The 15,993-nt window shown below is 47.0% G+C and carries 13 protein-coding genes; 5 read left to right on the forward strand and 8 right to left on the reverse strand.

What is annotated here, in order from left to right; all coding sequences use genetic code 11:
* Positions 1-190 precede the first annotated feature (190 nt).
* The gene (gene ltrA, locus MO387_RS11915) at positions 191-1,540 is read left to right on the forward strand and encodes a group II intron reverse transcriptase/maturase (RefSeq protein ID WP_242326305.1); all 1,350 of its coding nucleotides are present in this window, start codon (positions 191-193) and stop codon (positions 1,538-1,540) included.
* A gap of 87 nt (positions 1,541-1,627) precedes the next feature.
* Here the strand turns inward: ltrA and MO387_RS11920 are convergent, their stop codons facing one another.
* From MO387_RS11920 to MO387_RS11935, 4 genes are all read right to left on the reverse strand, one after another.
* Entirely contained in the window at positions 1,628-2,098 is a 471-nt protein-coding gene (locus MO387_RS11920) for a hypothetical protein (RefSeq protein WP_242326306.1), read from the reverse strand.
* A 2-nt stretch (positions 2,099-2,100) separates the two neighbouring features.
* Positions 2,101-2,553: a hypothetical protein gene (locus MO387_RS11925; protein WP_242326307.1), complete on the reverse strand. Its 453-nt coding sequence runs from the start codon at positions 2,551-2,553 to the stop codon at positions 2,101-2,103.
* A gap of 859 nt (positions 2,554-3,412) precedes the next feature.
* A complete protein-coding gene (gene umuD, locus MO387_RS11930; RefSeq protein WP_227257138.1) occupies positions 3,413-3,829 on the reverse strand; it encodes a translesion error-prone DNA polymerase V autoproteolytic subunit in 417 nt (138 codons plus the stop codon).
* 274 nt (positions 3,830-4,103) lie between these two features.
* Positions 4,104-5,495: an SLC13 family permease gene (locus MO387_RS11935; RefSeq protein ID WP_242326308.1), complete on the reverse strand. Its 1,392-nt coding sequence runs from the start codon at positions 5,493-5,495 to the stop codon at positions 4,104-4,106.
* A gap of 80 nt (positions 5,496-5,575) precedes the next feature.
* Here MO387_RS11935 and MO387_RS11940 point away from each other — a divergent pair, with 80 nt between their 5' ends.
* Entirely contained in the window at positions 5,576-6,394 is an 819-nt protein-coding gene (locus tag MO387_RS11940) for a helix-turn-helix transcriptional regulator (RefSeq protein ID WP_242326309.1), read from the forward strand.
* 121 nt (positions 6,395-6,515) lie between these two features.
* Here MO387_RS11940 and MO387_RS11945 read toward each other — a convergent pair whose 3' ends face one another.
* Complete coding sequence (locus MO387_RS11945) at positions 6,516-9,086, reverse strand: glycoside hydrolase family 15 protein (protein ID WP_242326310.1); 2,571 nt, start codon at positions 9,084-9,086, stop codon at positions 6,516-6,518.
* A gap of 258 nt (positions 9,087-9,344) precedes the next feature.
* Entirely contained in the window at positions 9,345-11,000 is a 1,656-nt protein-coding gene (locus MO387_RS11950) for an MFS transporter (protein WP_006086806.1), read from the reverse strand.
* A 662-nt stretch (positions 11,001-11,662) separates the two neighbouring features.
* Here MO387_RS11950 and MO387_RS11955 point away from each other — a divergent pair.
* The 3 genes from MO387_RS11955 (at position 11,663) to MO387_RS11965 (ending at position 14,289) form a co-directional block, all read left to right on the forward strand.
* A complete protein-coding gene (locus MO387_RS11955; protein ID WP_012587557.1) occupies positions 11,663-11,956 on the forward strand; it encodes a YciI family protein in 294 nt (97 codons plus the stop codon).
* Between the two features lie 135 nt (positions 11,957-12,091).
* Positions 12,092-12,961, forward strand: coding sequence for an alpha/beta hydrolase (locus tag MO387_RS11960; protein WP_242326311.1), 870 nt, complete (start codon positions 12,092-12,094; stop codon positions 12,959-12,961).
* Positions 12,962-13,281: 320 nt separating this feature from the next.
* Positions 13,282-14,289 (forward strand): class I SAM-dependent methyltransferase, encoded by a 1,008-nt coding sequence (locus MO387_RS11965; protein ID WP_012587559.1) that lies wholly within the window; start codon positions 13,282-13,284, stop codon positions 14,287-14,289.
* 85 nt (positions 14,290-14,374) lie between these two features.
* On the opposite strand, the gene MO387_RS11970 is transcribed toward MO387_RS11965, so the two are convergent.
* Together MO387_RS11970 and MO387_RS11975 are read right to left on the reverse strand one after the other, a co-directional pair.
* Positions 14,375-14,824 (reverse strand): carboxymuconolactone decarboxylase family protein, encoded by a 450-nt coding sequence (locus MO387_RS11970; protein WP_107947705.1) that lies wholly within the window; start codon positions 14,822-14,824, stop codon positions 14,375-14,377.
* A 37-nt stretch (positions 14,825-14,861) separates the two neighbouring features.
* Positions 14,862-15,776 (reverse strand): helix-turn-helix domain-containing protein, encoded by a 915-nt coding sequence (locus tag MO387_RS11975; RefSeq protein ID WP_107947703.1) that lies wholly within the window; start codon positions 15,774-15,776, stop codon positions 14,862-14,864.
* Between the last annotated feature and the right edge of the window lie 217 nt (positions 15,777-15,993).

Raw genomic sequence — 15,993 nt, forward strand, 5'->3', positions numbered from 1 at the left:
TGGTCTATTAAGTGCCTTGGCTTTTCAATCTCATCGACTGAAAAGAGCGAACCAGATGAAAACCGATAGCGCATGACGGGGTAACTCGGTATGTGATTAAGCAGAAGTCAGCAGACGGCATAGTAGCTCAACGCCCATCGTAATGGTTGGGATATGGTGAAGGCCTGAACATTTAGAAGAAGGAGGAGTCTTGTCAAACTTGTCGATACCCACTACGTCGCCAGACGATTACTATCAGCAGCGTATTGATCTGCAACCGGCCTTCAACAGCGATTTATTTCAACAACTACTCGAACCTGAGAATTTACACCGAGCGTGGCGTCAAGTTAAAGCCAATAAAGGCGCGGCAGGCATCGATGGCATGACCATCGAAGCCTTCCCGCTCTGGATGCAACAAGGCGGCTGGCAACAGTGTAAAACTCAACTTGAGCTAGGTGAGTATCAACCCTCAGCAGTCAGACGCGTAGAGATCGACAAACCCGATGGCGGTAAACGCAAACTAGGGATCCCTAACGTCATTGACCGTGTGATACAGCAAGCCATTGCTCAAATTCTCACGCCGTTGTTTGACCCTTTCTTCTCGGCTAATAGCTTCGGCTTTAGACCGAACAGGAATGCCAAACAAGCGGTACTGCAAGTAAGGGATATCATCAAACAGAAACGCAAATTTGCCGTCGATGTTGATCTATCCAAGTTCTTTGATCGAGTAAATCACGACCTGTTGATGACTCAATTGAGGATTAAGGTACAGGATAAGCGTCTGCTGGCGCTTATTGGTAAATACCTGCGTGCTGGCGTGATGATCAACGACCAATTTGAAGCAAGCTTCGAAGGCGTGCCTCAAGGCGGCCCACTCTCGCCATTACTCTCTAACATTATGCTGGATAGTCTGGATAAAGAGCTGGAAAGCCGAGGGCATAAATTCGCCTGCTACGCGGACGACTTTATCATTTTGGTAAGGTCTATTCGCGCGGGGGAACGGGTACTAAAGAGCATTACTCGCTACCTTGCCACTAAGCTAAAACTGGTTGTTAATGAACGGAAAAGCCAAGTGGTTAAGGTAGGTCAAAGCAAGTTCCTAGGGTTTACATTTAACCGCGGGAAGATCCAGTGGCATGCTAAAACATTGCACATTTTCAAACAAAAGATGAGGCGACTAACGAACCGAAATTTGGGCGTGAGTATGAGTTATCAGCTGTTTAAAATGCGTCAATACATGCAAGGTTGGATCAACTACTTTGGCATAGCCAATGCCTACCAAGGATGTGTCGATTTAGACCATTGGATCCGTCGTCGTGTTCGTATGTGCTACTGGCGTCAGTGGCGAAAACCACGGACTAAGGTACAAAACTTACTTAAACGTGGAGTTAGGATCCAAGCAGCTGTTGCTTGTGGTATTACAAGTAAAGGCCCTTGGCGTAGCTCTAAAACACCCGGGATACAGCAAGCGCTGAATAATGACTATCTTAAGAAAGCAGGTTTATGTTCACTGAGAGATGGATGGATTGCAGTTCATTATCCTAACCAGAAAGTGAGTTAGGCGTTCTAAATGAACCGCCCTGTGCGGAGCCGCATGCAGGGTGGTGTGGGGGCTGGAGGCTAGATACCTCCGGCTACCCGATTAGCTTCACAAACCACCAGCGACAATTTCTCGTAATGACTTTATCTTCTCTTTTACCTTTTCGTCTTTGATTATGTATGTGTCCGCTGTTTTTTCGATAAAGCCCAGCTCCCACTCAGAAAGCAATTGCTCCAACCGCTCACTATGCGACGAAAGCTGGATAAGTACATACTTAACGTCTCTTGGAATTTGGCTCCATGCGTCATCCCTCGTGTCGTAGTTTGACTCCTTGCTGTCATGAAAATTCACATTATTCCCAGCGCCATTATCAGTGCACCAAACTTCGTATATTTTCAGTAACTCTAGCGCTCGGTTTAGTAATTGAATTTCTCTCTGATTCAGTATGGTATTTTTCTGTAACCTTTTAAGTGCGCCAGATATCTCATTAGCTTTAAATGCTGCAATTGCTGCAGCCACTGCCGCTATTGCAGCCAGTAAAGGGGCAAGCGCATTTACTATTTTCGCTATTTCACACATTCTTAACTTACTTGCCTCAAGTAAGACCCTAGAATAGAGTTGCCTTTAAAGTGGATTGTTTTCACCATATTTAAGAACTCGTTAAACTGATCTACCTCCCCACTTTCGGTTGAGGTTTTCTGCATGAAATCAAGCATGATAACGTAAGCTTGCTGTTCATCGGCCGGTAAAGACGTCATAGCTTGACCTGATTTATATAAGTTATGGACATTCTCCATTCTTTTTAAAGCGGCTAATTGGTGAATTTTGGCAGCAATTTCTGGGTCATTTTCTGCCTTACTTACAAGAGCGTCTAAATCCGTTTTATTTTCGTGTAGAGCAGCACGCATAAACATGCCACGAATGATTCCATGAAGAATTGCCGCAATAAAAAAGCCGGCAATAGCTCCCCAAATACCTCCTGTTACTCCGCCAATTACAACCCCAAGAAACGGAAAAACTGATTTTGAGAACATTCCTATACCCCTAGTCTTTGTTTTTGATAAATGGGGAGATAATCAATACCCCAAGAAAAAATACAACCATTAATGGCCACAGCAAGGCTGATATGGCTGGCGCCTCAGCAGTAGCAACCCACTTTCTAAAAGGCCAATATAGAAATGCAGCGATCACAAAGTAAACAGCAACCATAGATTTGTTCCTCCTTAATGATGATTACTCCCTGTAGCACAGTTTTACGCTAGGGAAGCTAACATTTTATTAGTGCGCATGCGCGTTTACCTCGTTGGACCAGTTAAAACGCGCACAGTTAACTACCTGTATGCAAAGAACTTATCAGCTTTCTATCAAATACACCATCTGGAAAAACGCGCATGCGCGTTTTCCAAACCTATTAACTAATTTTGGAAAAGTATATATAAATGATTTTAAAGAGTTTTGTTAATTTTAGGCTGGATAAACGCGCAAACTAATGAGTGTAAAAACACTCAAAAACATCTAAATTTAAATATGACTGTATACCCATCCAGTTCCGCTTATTCATGAAGACTCACTAAAAATAAGGTTCATCGATAAGAACTGTTAGGGCAAATAGTTCGTCAATTTTCGATTCACTAAATAAATGCTAGCAAGCTTTGGGGCAGTTTGATGCTGAAAGACATCTGCACTCCTTCCATTGAAAGCACGCCTTAAAGAAGTGACTAATTTTCTGGAAACTGATAACATCAAAACTCAAGTTTTAGGAAAAATAGCTAAAAATTACTATTTTTCTGGAAAAGGCTAGTAAGCCTTATCACACAAACCTTTCCAGATTTATTGCTGATACCACCTGTGTAGGTAAATTATTGCAATCGACGAGGGCGAATAATGAGGGCGTCATTTGAGCTTTTTCACCACGTTGGTCACCACCCCAAAGATGTTTAACTCAGACTCATCATTGATGGCAATCGGGGAGAATAAGGCATTACGTGGCAGTAATTGCACCACAGGGCGCAGTTGCAATTGCTTTACAGTAAACTCGCCGTTGACTGCTGCGACAACGGTATCTCCGTGGGCCGGCTGTAATGAGCGATCCACCACCAAAATATCACCGGAGAAAATCCCCGCTTCGATCATCGAATCCCCTTGGACTTTGACAAAAAACGTGGCGGCGGGGTGCTTGATGCATAACTCATTGAGATCTAATGTTTGTTCTACATAGTCTTGGGCAGGTGACGGAAATCCTGCGGCAATCAAGGAGCTAAATAGCGAGAGCCGATATTGGGTATGTTTGGCGAAGCGGCCTAGGATCATCATAATAAATCACAATATACTGTACGTATGAACAGTATAGTCTAACAATGAAACTTATCGAAATAATTTATGTGGGGACAGTTGTGTTATCGATCCAAGCGCAAAGATGCACTTGTTTTAAGCTGTGTGCTGATTGTATGCGCTGTAGAGTGATGAGTGTTGAGTGCTGGATAATTGATGATGGCTGCTCTAAAGCACCCTTGGCGGCGTCAATACCGCCAAGGGTGAGTGTTTCGTCAATTTAATTTAGTTAACCCGCTTTAGCTAACGCAATTTAGTTAATCCAACCGAGCCATAGCCACCACAGATAATCCAGTGGGATAAGTGCAATTAGAGTGATTGCCGCCAGCGGTAAGGTGATGTTAAGTAGTTTGCTTAAGGGCTCTTGGGATAATTGCATCGCCAAAATCAACGGGGCAACCTGATAAGGAAAAATCACGGTTGAGAAACCGATCACCTGCGTCATTAATACTGCAGGGGTGGAGAAGCCAGTTGCATTGGCAAAATCTGCCGCCATGGGGGACAACACTGTCGGCACACCTGGAACCGTTGCCACTAATCCCGTCAGCGTCCCCATCAGCGATAACGACATGAAATTCAGGAACGATGCCCCTTGCTGCAATGGTAGCCATTCACTGAACAATTGACCTAGCGCAGTGCCAAGTCCAGATTGATTGACCAATGCTCCCAGACCTAAGGCCGCCGCGACAAAAATGACGGTCGCAAAATCCACCGAACTATTAAAACTCTTAGGCTCAAGCACTCCCCATTTGGGGAGCAATAACAAGATAGCGGTGGTCAGTCCAACCCACGCCGGATTGACCCCGTGCAGTGAGTCTGTCACCCAAAACAGTAAAGTGATCGCAAGTAATACTGTGACTTTCTTTTGCATACCAAGATTATAAGCTTCTGTTTCAATAACGCTTTCAGGTCGATTTTCATCTATTTTTGCAGGAAATAGGAAGACGACTAGCGCCACAATCAATATCGATTTGAGCAAACCAAGGATTGGAAAATGCAGTAAGAGATACTCGGTATAACCAAAATGGATATTGAATAGATTCTCGCTGGAACCCGCCAATATCATATTGGGAATATTCGCGGGCAACACGGCAAAACTGGGCATGTTACACGCCAGTGCCAAGGCGGTCGCAATGCCTATCCGCCCATGACTACCACGAGCAAAACCGACTTGCTCAGCTAACGCCATACCAATTGGCACCATGACCACCGCACGGCCAACGGATGAGGGCATCACAAAGCCAAGCAGCACGGCACTAAAGACCAAACCCGCAATCAAGCGTGGATAACTTGAGGTCAGTATGGGGGCAATCAAACTGGCCATTCTGCGACTTAAACCAGACTGAGTGATGGCACTGCCAATCACAAACCCTGAAATGATTAACCACACCGCAGTCGAGCCGAATCCTGAAAAAAGTACACTCGGCTCAATGAGTTTGAAAATAGTCGCAAGGGCAAAAAATATTAATCCCGCCATAAAGGGCGGGAAAAAACCTGTGCTCCAAAACATTAAGGTCACTAATACTAGGCCAGCGCTATAGGAAAACACCGCGGGATGCTGACTCAGCGGAAAAAGTGCAAGTAAAGTAGCGATCAACAGTGCACTGAAAAATGCTAGCGGTTTAACGCCAATAAAACGTTTCATGTTTACCGACCTATTGGGTTGAATACGTAAAAGATGCCAACTAAGATAGCTGACTTAGTTTGGCGTTTTAAGAGGGTAATATGTCAAAAGCTGTTCCTAAGGCGACATTATTAACGCCCAGTGACGTGGCGTTTATCACAGATGCTAATCGACCTGTGCTGACCCATACTCGCAATATGGCGGCGGAAGCGGGCATTGAGCCTCATTCACATCCGCGGGGGCAGCTACTTTGGGCCGTCAAAGGCTTGTTACGTGTCCGCAGTGAAAATGCCGTCTGGGTGGTACCTTCAACCCATGCGGTGTGGATCCCCTGTAATTTGCCCCATCAAGTGAACAGCGAAACCCACGCCCACACTCGTAATATCTATATTGATCCTAGCTATGATGTTAGGCCACAGGATACGCAAGTGGTGATGGTGACTATGACAGCGCTGATGCGCGAACTGGTGCTCAAACTCTGTGAGAGTTCACACCTTTTAGGCAGTGGACAACTGCATCGGCTGGGTTTGGTTGCCATTGATGAGCTCGAAACTCTGGACAGCCTAGATGCTCATTTACCCGCAGGCTCAGATCCAAGACTCAGCCGCTTGATCCAAAAGTTGATCCGGCACCCAACAGTGAATTACACCCTGACCGAGTTAGCCGAAATGGGCGGCGCGAGTGTGCGAACGATTGAGCGACTATTCAAAGCTGAAACTGGGCTCACTTATCGACAATGGCGGCAAAGGTTTCGTCTATTAAACTCGCTTGAAAGCTTAAGCCAAGGAGAGAGCACGACTAGGGTGGCACATAGTCTAGGTTATCTGAGCGTCAGCAGTTTCAGTGCGGCTTTTAAAATGCAATTTGGTTGCACGCCGCAAGATTATCCGCAGCATAAGCTGATGAAAAGCAGGCGCTAAATCAGGCACAATAACATCGTCTGTAAAAAAGCTAGAACAACATCTAGGATGCTGTTCTAGCCTGTAATCTATCAAAGTATCGTTAAGCTAATACGCAATTTTAATTGGCTATTTCAACTCATTATTTCAATGCCGTTGGGACTATAGGGTAGTGATCCCAGACTTGGCCGTCAGTCATTGAGCGCACCAGTTTGATGTATTCGGCATGGGTCCAAGCGAGCGGCGTGGCCGAGTTAGTGCCTTGTCCGAGTTTGTAATGGTAGCGGGTGGCATCGCCGACACCGTCCCACGCTTGCTCGGGTAACATCATGCCCGCATTCGCAAACGTTTCCATGCCTTGCACATAGGTGTTGATCAACTGCTGCTTGGTTTGCTGCGAGTTATTGCCTGTTAGCTCGCCTTTTTCTTGGGCGAGTGCTAATTCAAAATGACCGCGCTCACCGGTGAAGAAGGGCCAGACGCGGCCACGTTGATCGGCGCTGTTGCTGCCCGATTCCGCATAGTTCTTGCCAGAAACCGTATCCTCACCGTAGCCATCGTTGCCATAACGTCTAAAGCCTGGGATTTTGCTGCCATCTTTAGCGGTAAACTCATATTTAAGGCGCAAATTAGAGTCAAGTTCAGTGTTATCAATCAATTGAAGGCTTTGATTGATCAGCTTATCAGTTGCACCGCGCACGCCATAACGTACTAGTTCTAAAAATCCGCCATCGAGGATCTGACGCTGATCTAAACCTTGCTTACCGTTATTCGCCGCCAGTGTATCGGCGGTGTTTGGCTCGCCATTCGGGCTTAAACGTAAATAGTAAGGCGCGCTGACGCCTGCGCTGTTTTTTAGTAGTCCTTGGGTGGTGACTAAGTGTTTTTCTAAACTATTACTTAAGTCTTTGGCGGCTGCAAGATAACGGCTGCTGGAGTCGGGATCCTTGGCTTCTTTGGCTATTTCACTCGCGGCAACAAGACCTGCGATCACTGCGGCCGTGGTCGAGGGTGAGTAACCCGCTTGTTCTTCCCAACGCTCTTGCTGGGTTTTTGGCGGGGCGATTTGAGTGTGATTCCAATCCAGATTGACCTCACCGCCACTGATCAAGAAGTCTGCAGCACCTTTGAGCATCTCTTGATACCAGTGACTGATCTCATCAGGGGTGAGCACACCCGCTTGCCAGAGTTTCCAGCCGAGCATGATAGGCATGGCGGTTTGATCGAGCTGCACGCCAACCCATTCAATTTGGCCATCCACATGGGTCTTTTGCAGGAACCAACCCGGCGTACCCGTAAAGCCGGGCGTCTTTTCGGTCACTTGCACTTTTTTCAGGTATTCGAAGGCCACCTTGGGTGTTTGCGTGTCACCCATGGCGAGGAATGCCATGGCACATTGGTAAAAGTCGCGCGGCCATACCGCTTTATAGCCCGTGCTCGGCACGGCTGCTGAAACCGTATCGCCCCAAGGATTGGATAACGAGGCGATAAGTGCGCCCGCATAGGTTTTATCTTCCTGCGCTTTCAAGACCATAGCACTGGTATACAGTAGCTTACCGCTATCTGTGGTGTTGTTGGCCATGTTTGCGATGGCGGGCAGCGAGCTTAAGTAATCGTGCCAGCCGACATGGGTGGCATCGCCTTTGTAGGCGCTCAGCACAGCATCATAACCTGCGGCCAAAGTGGCATCGGCATTGGCTAAACTCTGTGCTTCATCTTTACCAAAACCGATGGCGAGATTAAAAGTGACGGGTTTGGCTTTGATGAGCGTAGGGTAACTCGCAGTAAAAGCTATATTGCCAACGGTCGATTTATCTTGCGTACTGGTCGTTTGATAGGGTGTATCGAGTTTGCCGTTATCGGCCAAATCGGCTAGACCATCGGAGACACCGACAAAGCCTGTCGTTGCCTGCACAAAATTCAGCTCGGATTTGACCGTCATCACGCTGCTGTCTTTGGCGGCGGTATAGGCCACCAGCGCCTGATTGCCAGCATGTGTGTTGGTATGATTGTCTGTATTAGTGTCGATGCGGCCGATATCATTGGCGCCCGCGTTATCGATATGCGGATTGACATACAAATGCGGCGTAATGCCGTCTTCAAAGGCGGTAAAGGTGACGCGCATCATTAGGGTGTCGCGGTCAGGATCGGTAAAGATATGCTTTTCAATCTGATACTTACCTTCAATATCTTTATTGATAATTTTATAGGCAAGGGATTGTGGGCGACCATTAGCATCGGTATCTAAATATTCTATGCTGCTGATGGTGTTATCTTTTTCGGTATCGACAAAGCCATTGCCCGTGATCACAAATTGCAGTTCTTTGAGCTGCGCATTGTGAATAAGACCATACATGGTTTCGGTTAAAATACCTTGGGCGAGGGAGAACCAAACGCGGCTAATGGGATTTTGCTTGGCATCTTGGTATTGACCTTGGGTGTAAGGCTCGTAAGACGTTCCAATACCGGTTTTACCCGAAAATGCCCAAGTCGGCGCTTTACCCGGTGCGCCGGGCGCAACCTGCTGCACATTTGATGCGGCATTGCTACTCATGCTCGCGGTTGCTAAATTCGATGTGGGTGAACAGGCTGTGAATCCTATTGTCCCTAATAGACTTGCGGCAAGCGCTAGGCGGCTACGCCTTGTTAACGTTTGCGCGTGACTGGTTTGGTTGGTGTGCAGATCCTGCTGCGGCGTAGGACTCGATTCCATCTCGTTCTCCCCAAATAATGGTTATATTTTTATAGTGATTGAATTGATATAAAAGCTTCATGCTGCGGTGAATCGCCAACAGGCCAAGTTCACCTTGCGTAACGTACCTGGATGTATGCCGACTAACTGCCTCTTATCTAAAGACCTAGCATCTAACAGCCTGTTATCTAACGGCTTGGCATCTAAAAGAGCCTCACTTAAGGAGATGGCACTTAATTGAGTGCCATCTTATTCAGCGCCACAGCACTTAGTGAACTGTCAGTTAACTTTGTCTGCGGCTTTTGTGGTTAAGTTGGTTTTGCTATTTACGGCGGCGCTTTGGTCATTTTGATCCACAATCTCTTGCTCAACAAAAAGTACTGCAATACCAGCGCACATCATCAAGACGCCACCTGTGATCAACGCATAAATAGGTTGACCATCGAACAGACCATTGAGCACTAAACCCAGCACACTGGCGGCAAGAAGCTGCGGGATCACGATGAAGAAGTTAAAAATCCCCATATAAACGCCCATTTTTTGCGGGGGTAACATGCCCGACAACATGGCGTAGGGCACAGATAATATTGACGCCCACGCGATACCGACACCTATCATAGGCAGCCATAACAGGCTTGGGTCTTTAATAAAGAAGAAGCTAATCAAGCCTATACCGCCACAGAACATATTGACTGTGTGCGTCAGTTTGATACCGATACGCTTAGCCAGCATAGGAATAAAGATCGCGGCAATGGCGGCAAAACCATTGTAGGAGGCGAACAGCACGCCGACCCAATCTGCGCCGTCGTTGTAGGCTTGGGACAACACATCGCTACTGCCAAAATGGTAAGACGTCACGGCTGCTGTGGTGTAAATCCACATGGCAAACAACGCAAACCAAGAGAAAAACTGCACTATCGCCAGTTGATGCATGGCTTTGGGCATATGGAATAAGTCATCGACCACGCTAAATACCATGCCGAGCTTATTGCGTTCAGCGGGTTGTGAATTGCCCAAACGCAGCGCGCAATACAGTTGCAATGGGCCAAAGGCAAAAATCCCTAAGCTTAAGATATACAGTTGCTTATCTAAATCCTGCGCCCAAATAGCGAAGGTGAGCAGGGCGCCGAGACCCATCCACACGAAGGACGCAAATTGATAATCCTTACGGGTACGAGTGCGAGCTAAGGTTTCATCCTCAGCATCGACTTGTTTTGCGTTAAAGGCGGCTAACTCTTCGGGGGAATATTCTCTTGTCGATACGACAGTCCAAGTAACCGCGAGCAATAACACTGCGCCACCGAAATAGAAGGCATAACGCACTGAGTCGGCAATTTCACCCGCTGGTGCAGTATTCGCGACAGCAAAAAAGTGAGTCAAAATATAGGGTAAGGCCGAAGCGACCACAGCGCCAATACCGATGAAAAAGCTTTGCATGGCATAGCCTTGGGTACGCTGGCTTTTCGGTAAATTGTCACCGACGAAAGCGCGAAACGGCTCCATGGCGATGTTGATCGAGGCATCCATAATCCATAACATGCCCGCGGCAATCCACAGAGTAGGCGAGTGCGGCATGATAAAAATGGCGAGAGTGGTAAAAATCGCGCCAATCAAAAAATAAGGGCGGCGACGGCCAAGGCGTCCCCAGGTTTTATCACTCAAATAACCAATAATAGGTTGAACCAATAAACCCGTTAGTGGCGCGGCAATCCACAGAATGGGGATTTCATCGATAGATGCACCTAAGGTTTGGAAAATGCGGCTGACGTTAGCATTTTGCAGGGCAAAACCAAATTGAATGCCTAAAAAACCGAAGCACATATTAAAAATTTGCCAGAAATTCAGCTCAGGTTGTTGCTTGAATGAATGCTGCGTCTGAGGCGTGACAGCTTGATGGCTATCTTTTTGATTAGCCTGTTGATGATTCGAAGACATTGAACTTCCTTTCTGTTGCCGGCAGTATTTCTGCCTTGAGTGCTTATTGTTTTAATTGTTTGCCGAGCAATGGATTGGCACTGTACTTTGCTTTTATGTGGATCGCTATTCATCACTGCTAAGAGGCTTGTGTTAAAGGCTTCCTGTAAAAGCCAGCAAGTCCCCGAAACAACTGATAGTTAGATTCAAAGCTTGTTCGCTATGGTTTCGCGCATGCTATGAATGAGTCTGCTCTGTGAAAAAATGGCGAATATACCTCTCCCTCAGAAGTATATTCGCCAATAAATTCATTTCTAAATTGGACCTCAGCCTTAGTTAAAAGCGGTCAGTCCAAAAGAGTGGCTCAAAGCCAGTCAGCAGAAAGAACTTAAGCCTGATAGCAATCCTTGTATATAACCCTATCAGAAACGACCTCACAGATTTCAAACCCCACAAGCAGAGGGTGAAACTAGCGGATTTATAGTAGCCTCGGCGTGGATTTGTGCACAACTGCTTACATACGTATTCATCATGGGTTGATAACTTCTGGTAAACAGGGGTGCAACCTGCTGTTGGCTATTTTTAACTTTGCAGGAAGCTAAGTTCATTTGACACTTTAGGACCGCACTATATAGTCAGCTGGGGGAACCCTATGCCCCAAACTTGTGAATAAGAGGATACCTATGTTTGTTGTTTCGCTCACCTATAAAAAGCCTATTGCCGAAGTGGAGTTACATTTAGCCGCGCACATTGCCTACCTTGAGCAGTATTATGCCGCAGGGACTTTTGTCGCCTCGGGTCGCAAAGTGCCACGTACCGGCGGTGTCATCCTTGCTAAGGCTGAGAGTCGCGCGGCGCTAGAGGCCATTTTGCAGCAAGATCCGTTCTGCATTGCCGATGTTGCCGAGTTTGAGGTAATAGAGTTTGTGCCGACTAAAACCGCGCCCGGATTAGAGCAGTTAATTGAAGTGATTTAATAACCTTTTAGGCCGTCGTGGAGGCTAATATCGGCAGGTTAGATTTCGTAGCTTGAGCGTAAGGTGCCTAGCGATTTAGATTGGTACGATTGAATCCGTTGAACTATAACAGTGGGACTCGATAAGTGGGATTTGATGGATCAAATTTGGACTGAATTACAACAGGCTCAGGTTTTTAAAACCTTTTCAGATATTGGCGACCCCGCCCATTTCTACCACGCCAATGGTTTTCCATTAGGCGTTTATGCGCCCTTATTGGTCAAGTTGAAGCGAGCGTTCAGTCTTAATGCACTTGAGTTAAGACCGACTTGGCCTGATGCAGGTATGCCGCCTAAGCGCCGAGATTGGCAGCTTTATGCCGATGATTTGATCTTGCATATTGAGCGGCATTGCAGTGCGCCGATTATCGGAATTGGCCATTCAATGGGAGCATCCAGCACCATTCTTGCCGCCAATAAAAGACCTGATTTGTTTAAAGCACTGATACTAATTGAACCTGCAATGGTATCGCGCCCGATCGCTTGGTTTGTTAAGTTAATGTCTAAATCGTTAATGAATCTGACCGCGCCCGCAAAAAACACCTTAAAGAAGCGCGATGTGTGGGAAACCCGGGAGCAATATATCGAATATTGCAAAATGAGTAAGCTATACAAACGCTTTGATGATGAGGCTTTTATCGCCTTAGCCCAATTCGGGATTCATCAAAACAATGATGGCCAATTCACCCTGAAGTTTCCTAAACGATGGGAAGCGCATAATTACACTCAACCGCCGAATGTACTATCGATATTGAAGCAGATAAAGCTTCCCTGCGTCGCCATCCGAGGGAAACCGTCAGTGTTCTTTTCTGAAGCGACCTGGCAGCGCTGGCAACAGCTCACGCCGGATACAGTATTTTTAGAAGATAAGCGATATGGACATCTGCTGCCGTTAGAAAATCCATCTGCCTGCTTTAGCCTTATACATCAAGGGCTCAGTGAACTAAATCACAAACGGGTGAAGTGAGTTTGAGATGCACTAAGAATGAAAGGGCACTCAGAAAACGGCTTAGGTTAAGAGTGCACTGACGCTAGCTAAACGCGAGCGCTACAGTTCAAGCTAATGATTATCCAAATGATCAGCATGAGCGGTATCTGACCTTATATCCAACAGTGATATCGAGAGATCTATGCTAAGGGAGTCGGACCCTCGTTGGAACGGGCTAAAGCCTGCAATTTAGCGCTCTTTTGGTGAATTTATCCGATATTCTGCGACCTAGTTTGCTATTATGCCGTTTTCCTTTTTGAAACCTTACGCAGGTTTCCGCTGCGCGAGTCCCGCTTTTTATGTCTATTCAAACGCTGTTATCGACGGCTCTGGCGAAACGCCATGATTTTTTACAACAAGCAGAACAGGATCAAACCGATTGTTTTCGGGTGTTCCATGGCACAGTAGAAGGCGTGAGTGGCTTGAATGTCGACCGTTACGGCGATGCTTGGCTAGTGCAGAGTTTTCATCAGACCTTAACCGATGAAGAGTTAGCCGATGTTAGCGCCGTTTTGCTGCAACAGGCCGATTTGCCGATTGTGTATAACGACCGCTCATTAGGCAATTCCCGCGTATTGAACGCGTTATCACCGGCACTGACAGAGATCGCGAGTTCTGAGCGAGTCATGCAGGAAAATGGCATCAAGTTCAGCACTAAACTGCGTCACGAAGGACAAGATCCGCTGTTATTCCTCGATATGCGCATTGGTCGTGAATATGTACGGGCAAACAGCCAAGATAAAACCGTGCTGAATTTGTTTTCCTACACTTGCGGCATTGGTACAGCGGCAGCCATCGGCGGCGCGACCCGGGTGATGAACGTCGATTTTTCTTCCTTTGCTTTAGCCACGGGCAAGGCGAATGCGGCGTTAAATCAGGTGTCCAATGTGTGTGAGTTTGTGCAGAGTGATGCGTTTCCGGCATTGCGCCAATTGGCTGGTTTAAGTGTGGGAGGGCGCCGTAATCAAAAATTACCGAGCTTCCCAAAATTGCCGCAAACCCAGTTTGATCTCGTGTTCCTCGATCCGCCGCGTTATGCCAAGAGTGCTTTCGGTATTGTTGATTTGATCAATGATTATCAAGGTTTATTTAAGCCCGCATTAATGGCGACCAAAGTCGGCGGCACTATCGTTTGCTGCAACAATGTGGCGAAAGTTGAGCGCCAAGCATGGTTTGACAGTTTAGTACGCTGCGTTGAAAAACAAGGCCGCACAGTCACAGCGCACACTTGGCTCGATCCCCATGAAGATTTCCCTTCGTTCGATGACAATCATCCACTTAAAATTGTCGCGCTGACCTTAAGTTAACGACATAGCGATATGAACGGTATAGTGATACCAACAAACAGGGCACCCGATGTGGTGCCCTGTTTATTTGTCCATTTATGTGCCGCTAGATGGGTTGCAGGTGGAAGGCAATTGCGACGCGGTTCCAGCCATTAATGGCAATGATTAAGCTGGTGAGGTCGACAATTTCTTTCTCGGAATAATGCTCTGCAAGCGCCGCATACTGACTGTCATGCACGGGCGCAGTGGCAACTTGGGTTAAGATTTCTGTCCAGAGCAGCGCTGCACGTTCCCGTTCATTAAAGAGTCCATCGACCTCCTGCCAAGCGGCAAGTAAATCTAAACGCAGCTGTTCTTCACCGTCGCTTCTGGCTTCTTCTGCGTGCATTCGCTGACAAAACGCGCAGCCATTGAGTTGCGATGCTCTAAGCTTGACTAAATGCACCAGTAATGGCGAAAAGTGGGAGTCGCCGGCTGCTTTGTCTAAGCTTAACAGTGCGTTGGCGAGTGCGGGTTGTAGCTGATAAATTTGCTGGCGTGGTATACGTTCTGACATAAAAGCCTCCTATAAGCTGAGGCTTCAATCTAAGCGGTTAGCGCGACCTGGGATTGGAGATTTGCGACATTTTACGCTTTTTGTATTGTCCTGGTGTTTGCTGTGTCACCCTAACAAAGTGTTGATGTAGATGGGCTTGATCGTAAAATCCGCAATCGAATGCGACCTGCACTAGGCTGAGGTTAGGTGATTGGCTGAGTAAGTTTCGGGCGATTTTGACTCGGTTTAATTGCAGTAACTGCGCGGGTGACAATCCGGTTTCTTGTTTAAATCTTCGTTCAAACTGGCGGCGACTTAAGGGCAGTTGCTTATAGAAATCCTCTAAACTGGCTTGGGTTTGAATAAGCTTTGGCAAATTCGCCTGCACTAAGCCAACCATAGCGCTTTTATGTCGAGATAACATTGCACCAAATTGCTGCTGGTTGAGTTGCAATAGCCAATGCTCAAGTAGGGCGATGCGTTGGGCTGGCTGATTGGTTTGCGCCAGTTGTGATAACAGTTGCTCCAATCCAGTTAGCTGCAATTGCGTCGCATCAATAGTCGTCACTGATGCGGCAGACAGAATATCTTGCAGTTCAATGCCGAGTAAATGAAACGCGCCTCCGGGGTGAAAGCGAACTGTCATCAGCTCGATTCCTGGCAAAAAGGCGTGGGAATGTCGGCTCTGACCACAGTGAAACAACACTTGGGGTTCTTCGCCGCTGAGCGTTTGAGTTAGCGCTGGCGTTGGGAAATAGAAATGCAGGCTAGTGCCGCCGTCCGGATAAAATGTCTGCTCAATGTTCTGCGGTAAATCGGTCGCTACGCGCAAATGAAAGTAGCGCTGCACCCAAGGGCGAAGTGGCGCTAAGGGGTGAAAATGCGTAAAGCCTAAGTGTGCGAGTTCGGTCTCAAAACGCTTAAAGCTGCGCATTTCTAATAAGTCGGCCGTGTACCGCAAGATAAGCACCATAAACAAGTAAAGGAAGGTCAGATTAATCTAACTGAGGCATTTTTGCACCTGTGTTGGTTGTACGCATTCGCCTTAGGTTGAAGTGGTTAGTCTGTGGTGTTTGCGAGGGCATTTACAGCCTGTTTATTCGATTTATACCGATTTGTCGGCCAATGAGCACGAACTGAATTTAGGCCAACATAACTAAGGCGCCTCGACTATGGTTAACTTTTATGTT

Source organism: Shewanella sp. N2AIL (assembly GCF_022690845.1).
Classification (GTDB): domain Bacteria; phylum Pseudomonadota; class Gammaproteobacteria; order Enterobacterales; family Shewanellaceae; genus Shewanella; species Shewanella baltica.

What these genes read in the sequence shown, in the direction of transcription:
- MO387_RS11945 (WP_242326310.1), bottom strand. Translation starts at nt 9,086, where the DNA reads ATGGAATCGAGTCCTACGCCGCAGCAGGATCTGCACACCAACCAAACC.
- MO387_RS11920 (WP_242326306.1), bottom strand. Translation starts at nt 2,098, where the DNA reads ATGTGTGAAATAGCGAAAATAGTAAATGCGCTTGCCCCTTTACTGGCT.
- MO387_RS11960 (WP_242326311.1), top strand. Translation starts at nt 12,092, where the DNA reads ATGGATCAAATTTGGACTGAATTACAACAGGCTCAGGTTTTTAAAACC.
- umuD (WP_227257138.1), bottom strand. Translation starts at nt 3,829, where the DNA reads ATGATCCTAGGCCGCTTCGCCAAACATACCCAATATCGGCTCTCGCTA.
- MO387_RS11975 (WP_107947703.1), bottom strand. Translation starts at nt 15,776, where the DNA reads ATGGTGCTTATCTTGCGGTACACGGCCGACTTATTAGAAATGCGCAGC.
- MO387_RS11965 (WP_012587559.1), top strand. Translation starts at nt 13,282, where the DNA reads ATGTCTATTCAAACGCTGTTATCGACGGCTCTGGCGAAACGCCATGAT.
- MO387_RS11935 (WP_242326308.1), bottom strand. Translation starts at nt 5,495, where the DNA reads ATGAAACGTTTTATTGGCGTTAAACCGCTAGCATTTTTCAGTGCACTG.
- MO387_RS11950 (WP_006086806.1), bottom strand. Translation starts at nt 11,000, where the DNA reads ATGTCTTCGAATCATCAACAGGCTAATCAAAAAGATAGCCATCAAGCT.
- MO387_RS11925 (WP_242326307.1), bottom strand. Translation starts at nt 2,553, where the DNA reads ATGTTCTCAAAATCAGTTTTTCCGTTTCTTGGGGTTGTAATTGGCGGA.
- MO387_RS11940 (WP_242326309.1), top strand. Translation starts at nt 5,576, where the DNA reads ATGTCAAAAGCTGTTCCTAAGGCGACATTATTAACGCCCAGTGACGTG.
- MO387_RS11955 (WP_012587557.1), top strand. Translation starts at nt 11,663, where the DNA reads ATGTTTGTTGTTTCGCTCACCTATAAAAAGCCTATTGCCGAAGTGGAG.
- MO387_RS11970 (WP_107947705.1), bottom strand. Translation starts at nt 14,824, where the DNA reads ATGTCAGAACGTATACCACGCCAGCAAATTTATCAGCTACAACCCGCA.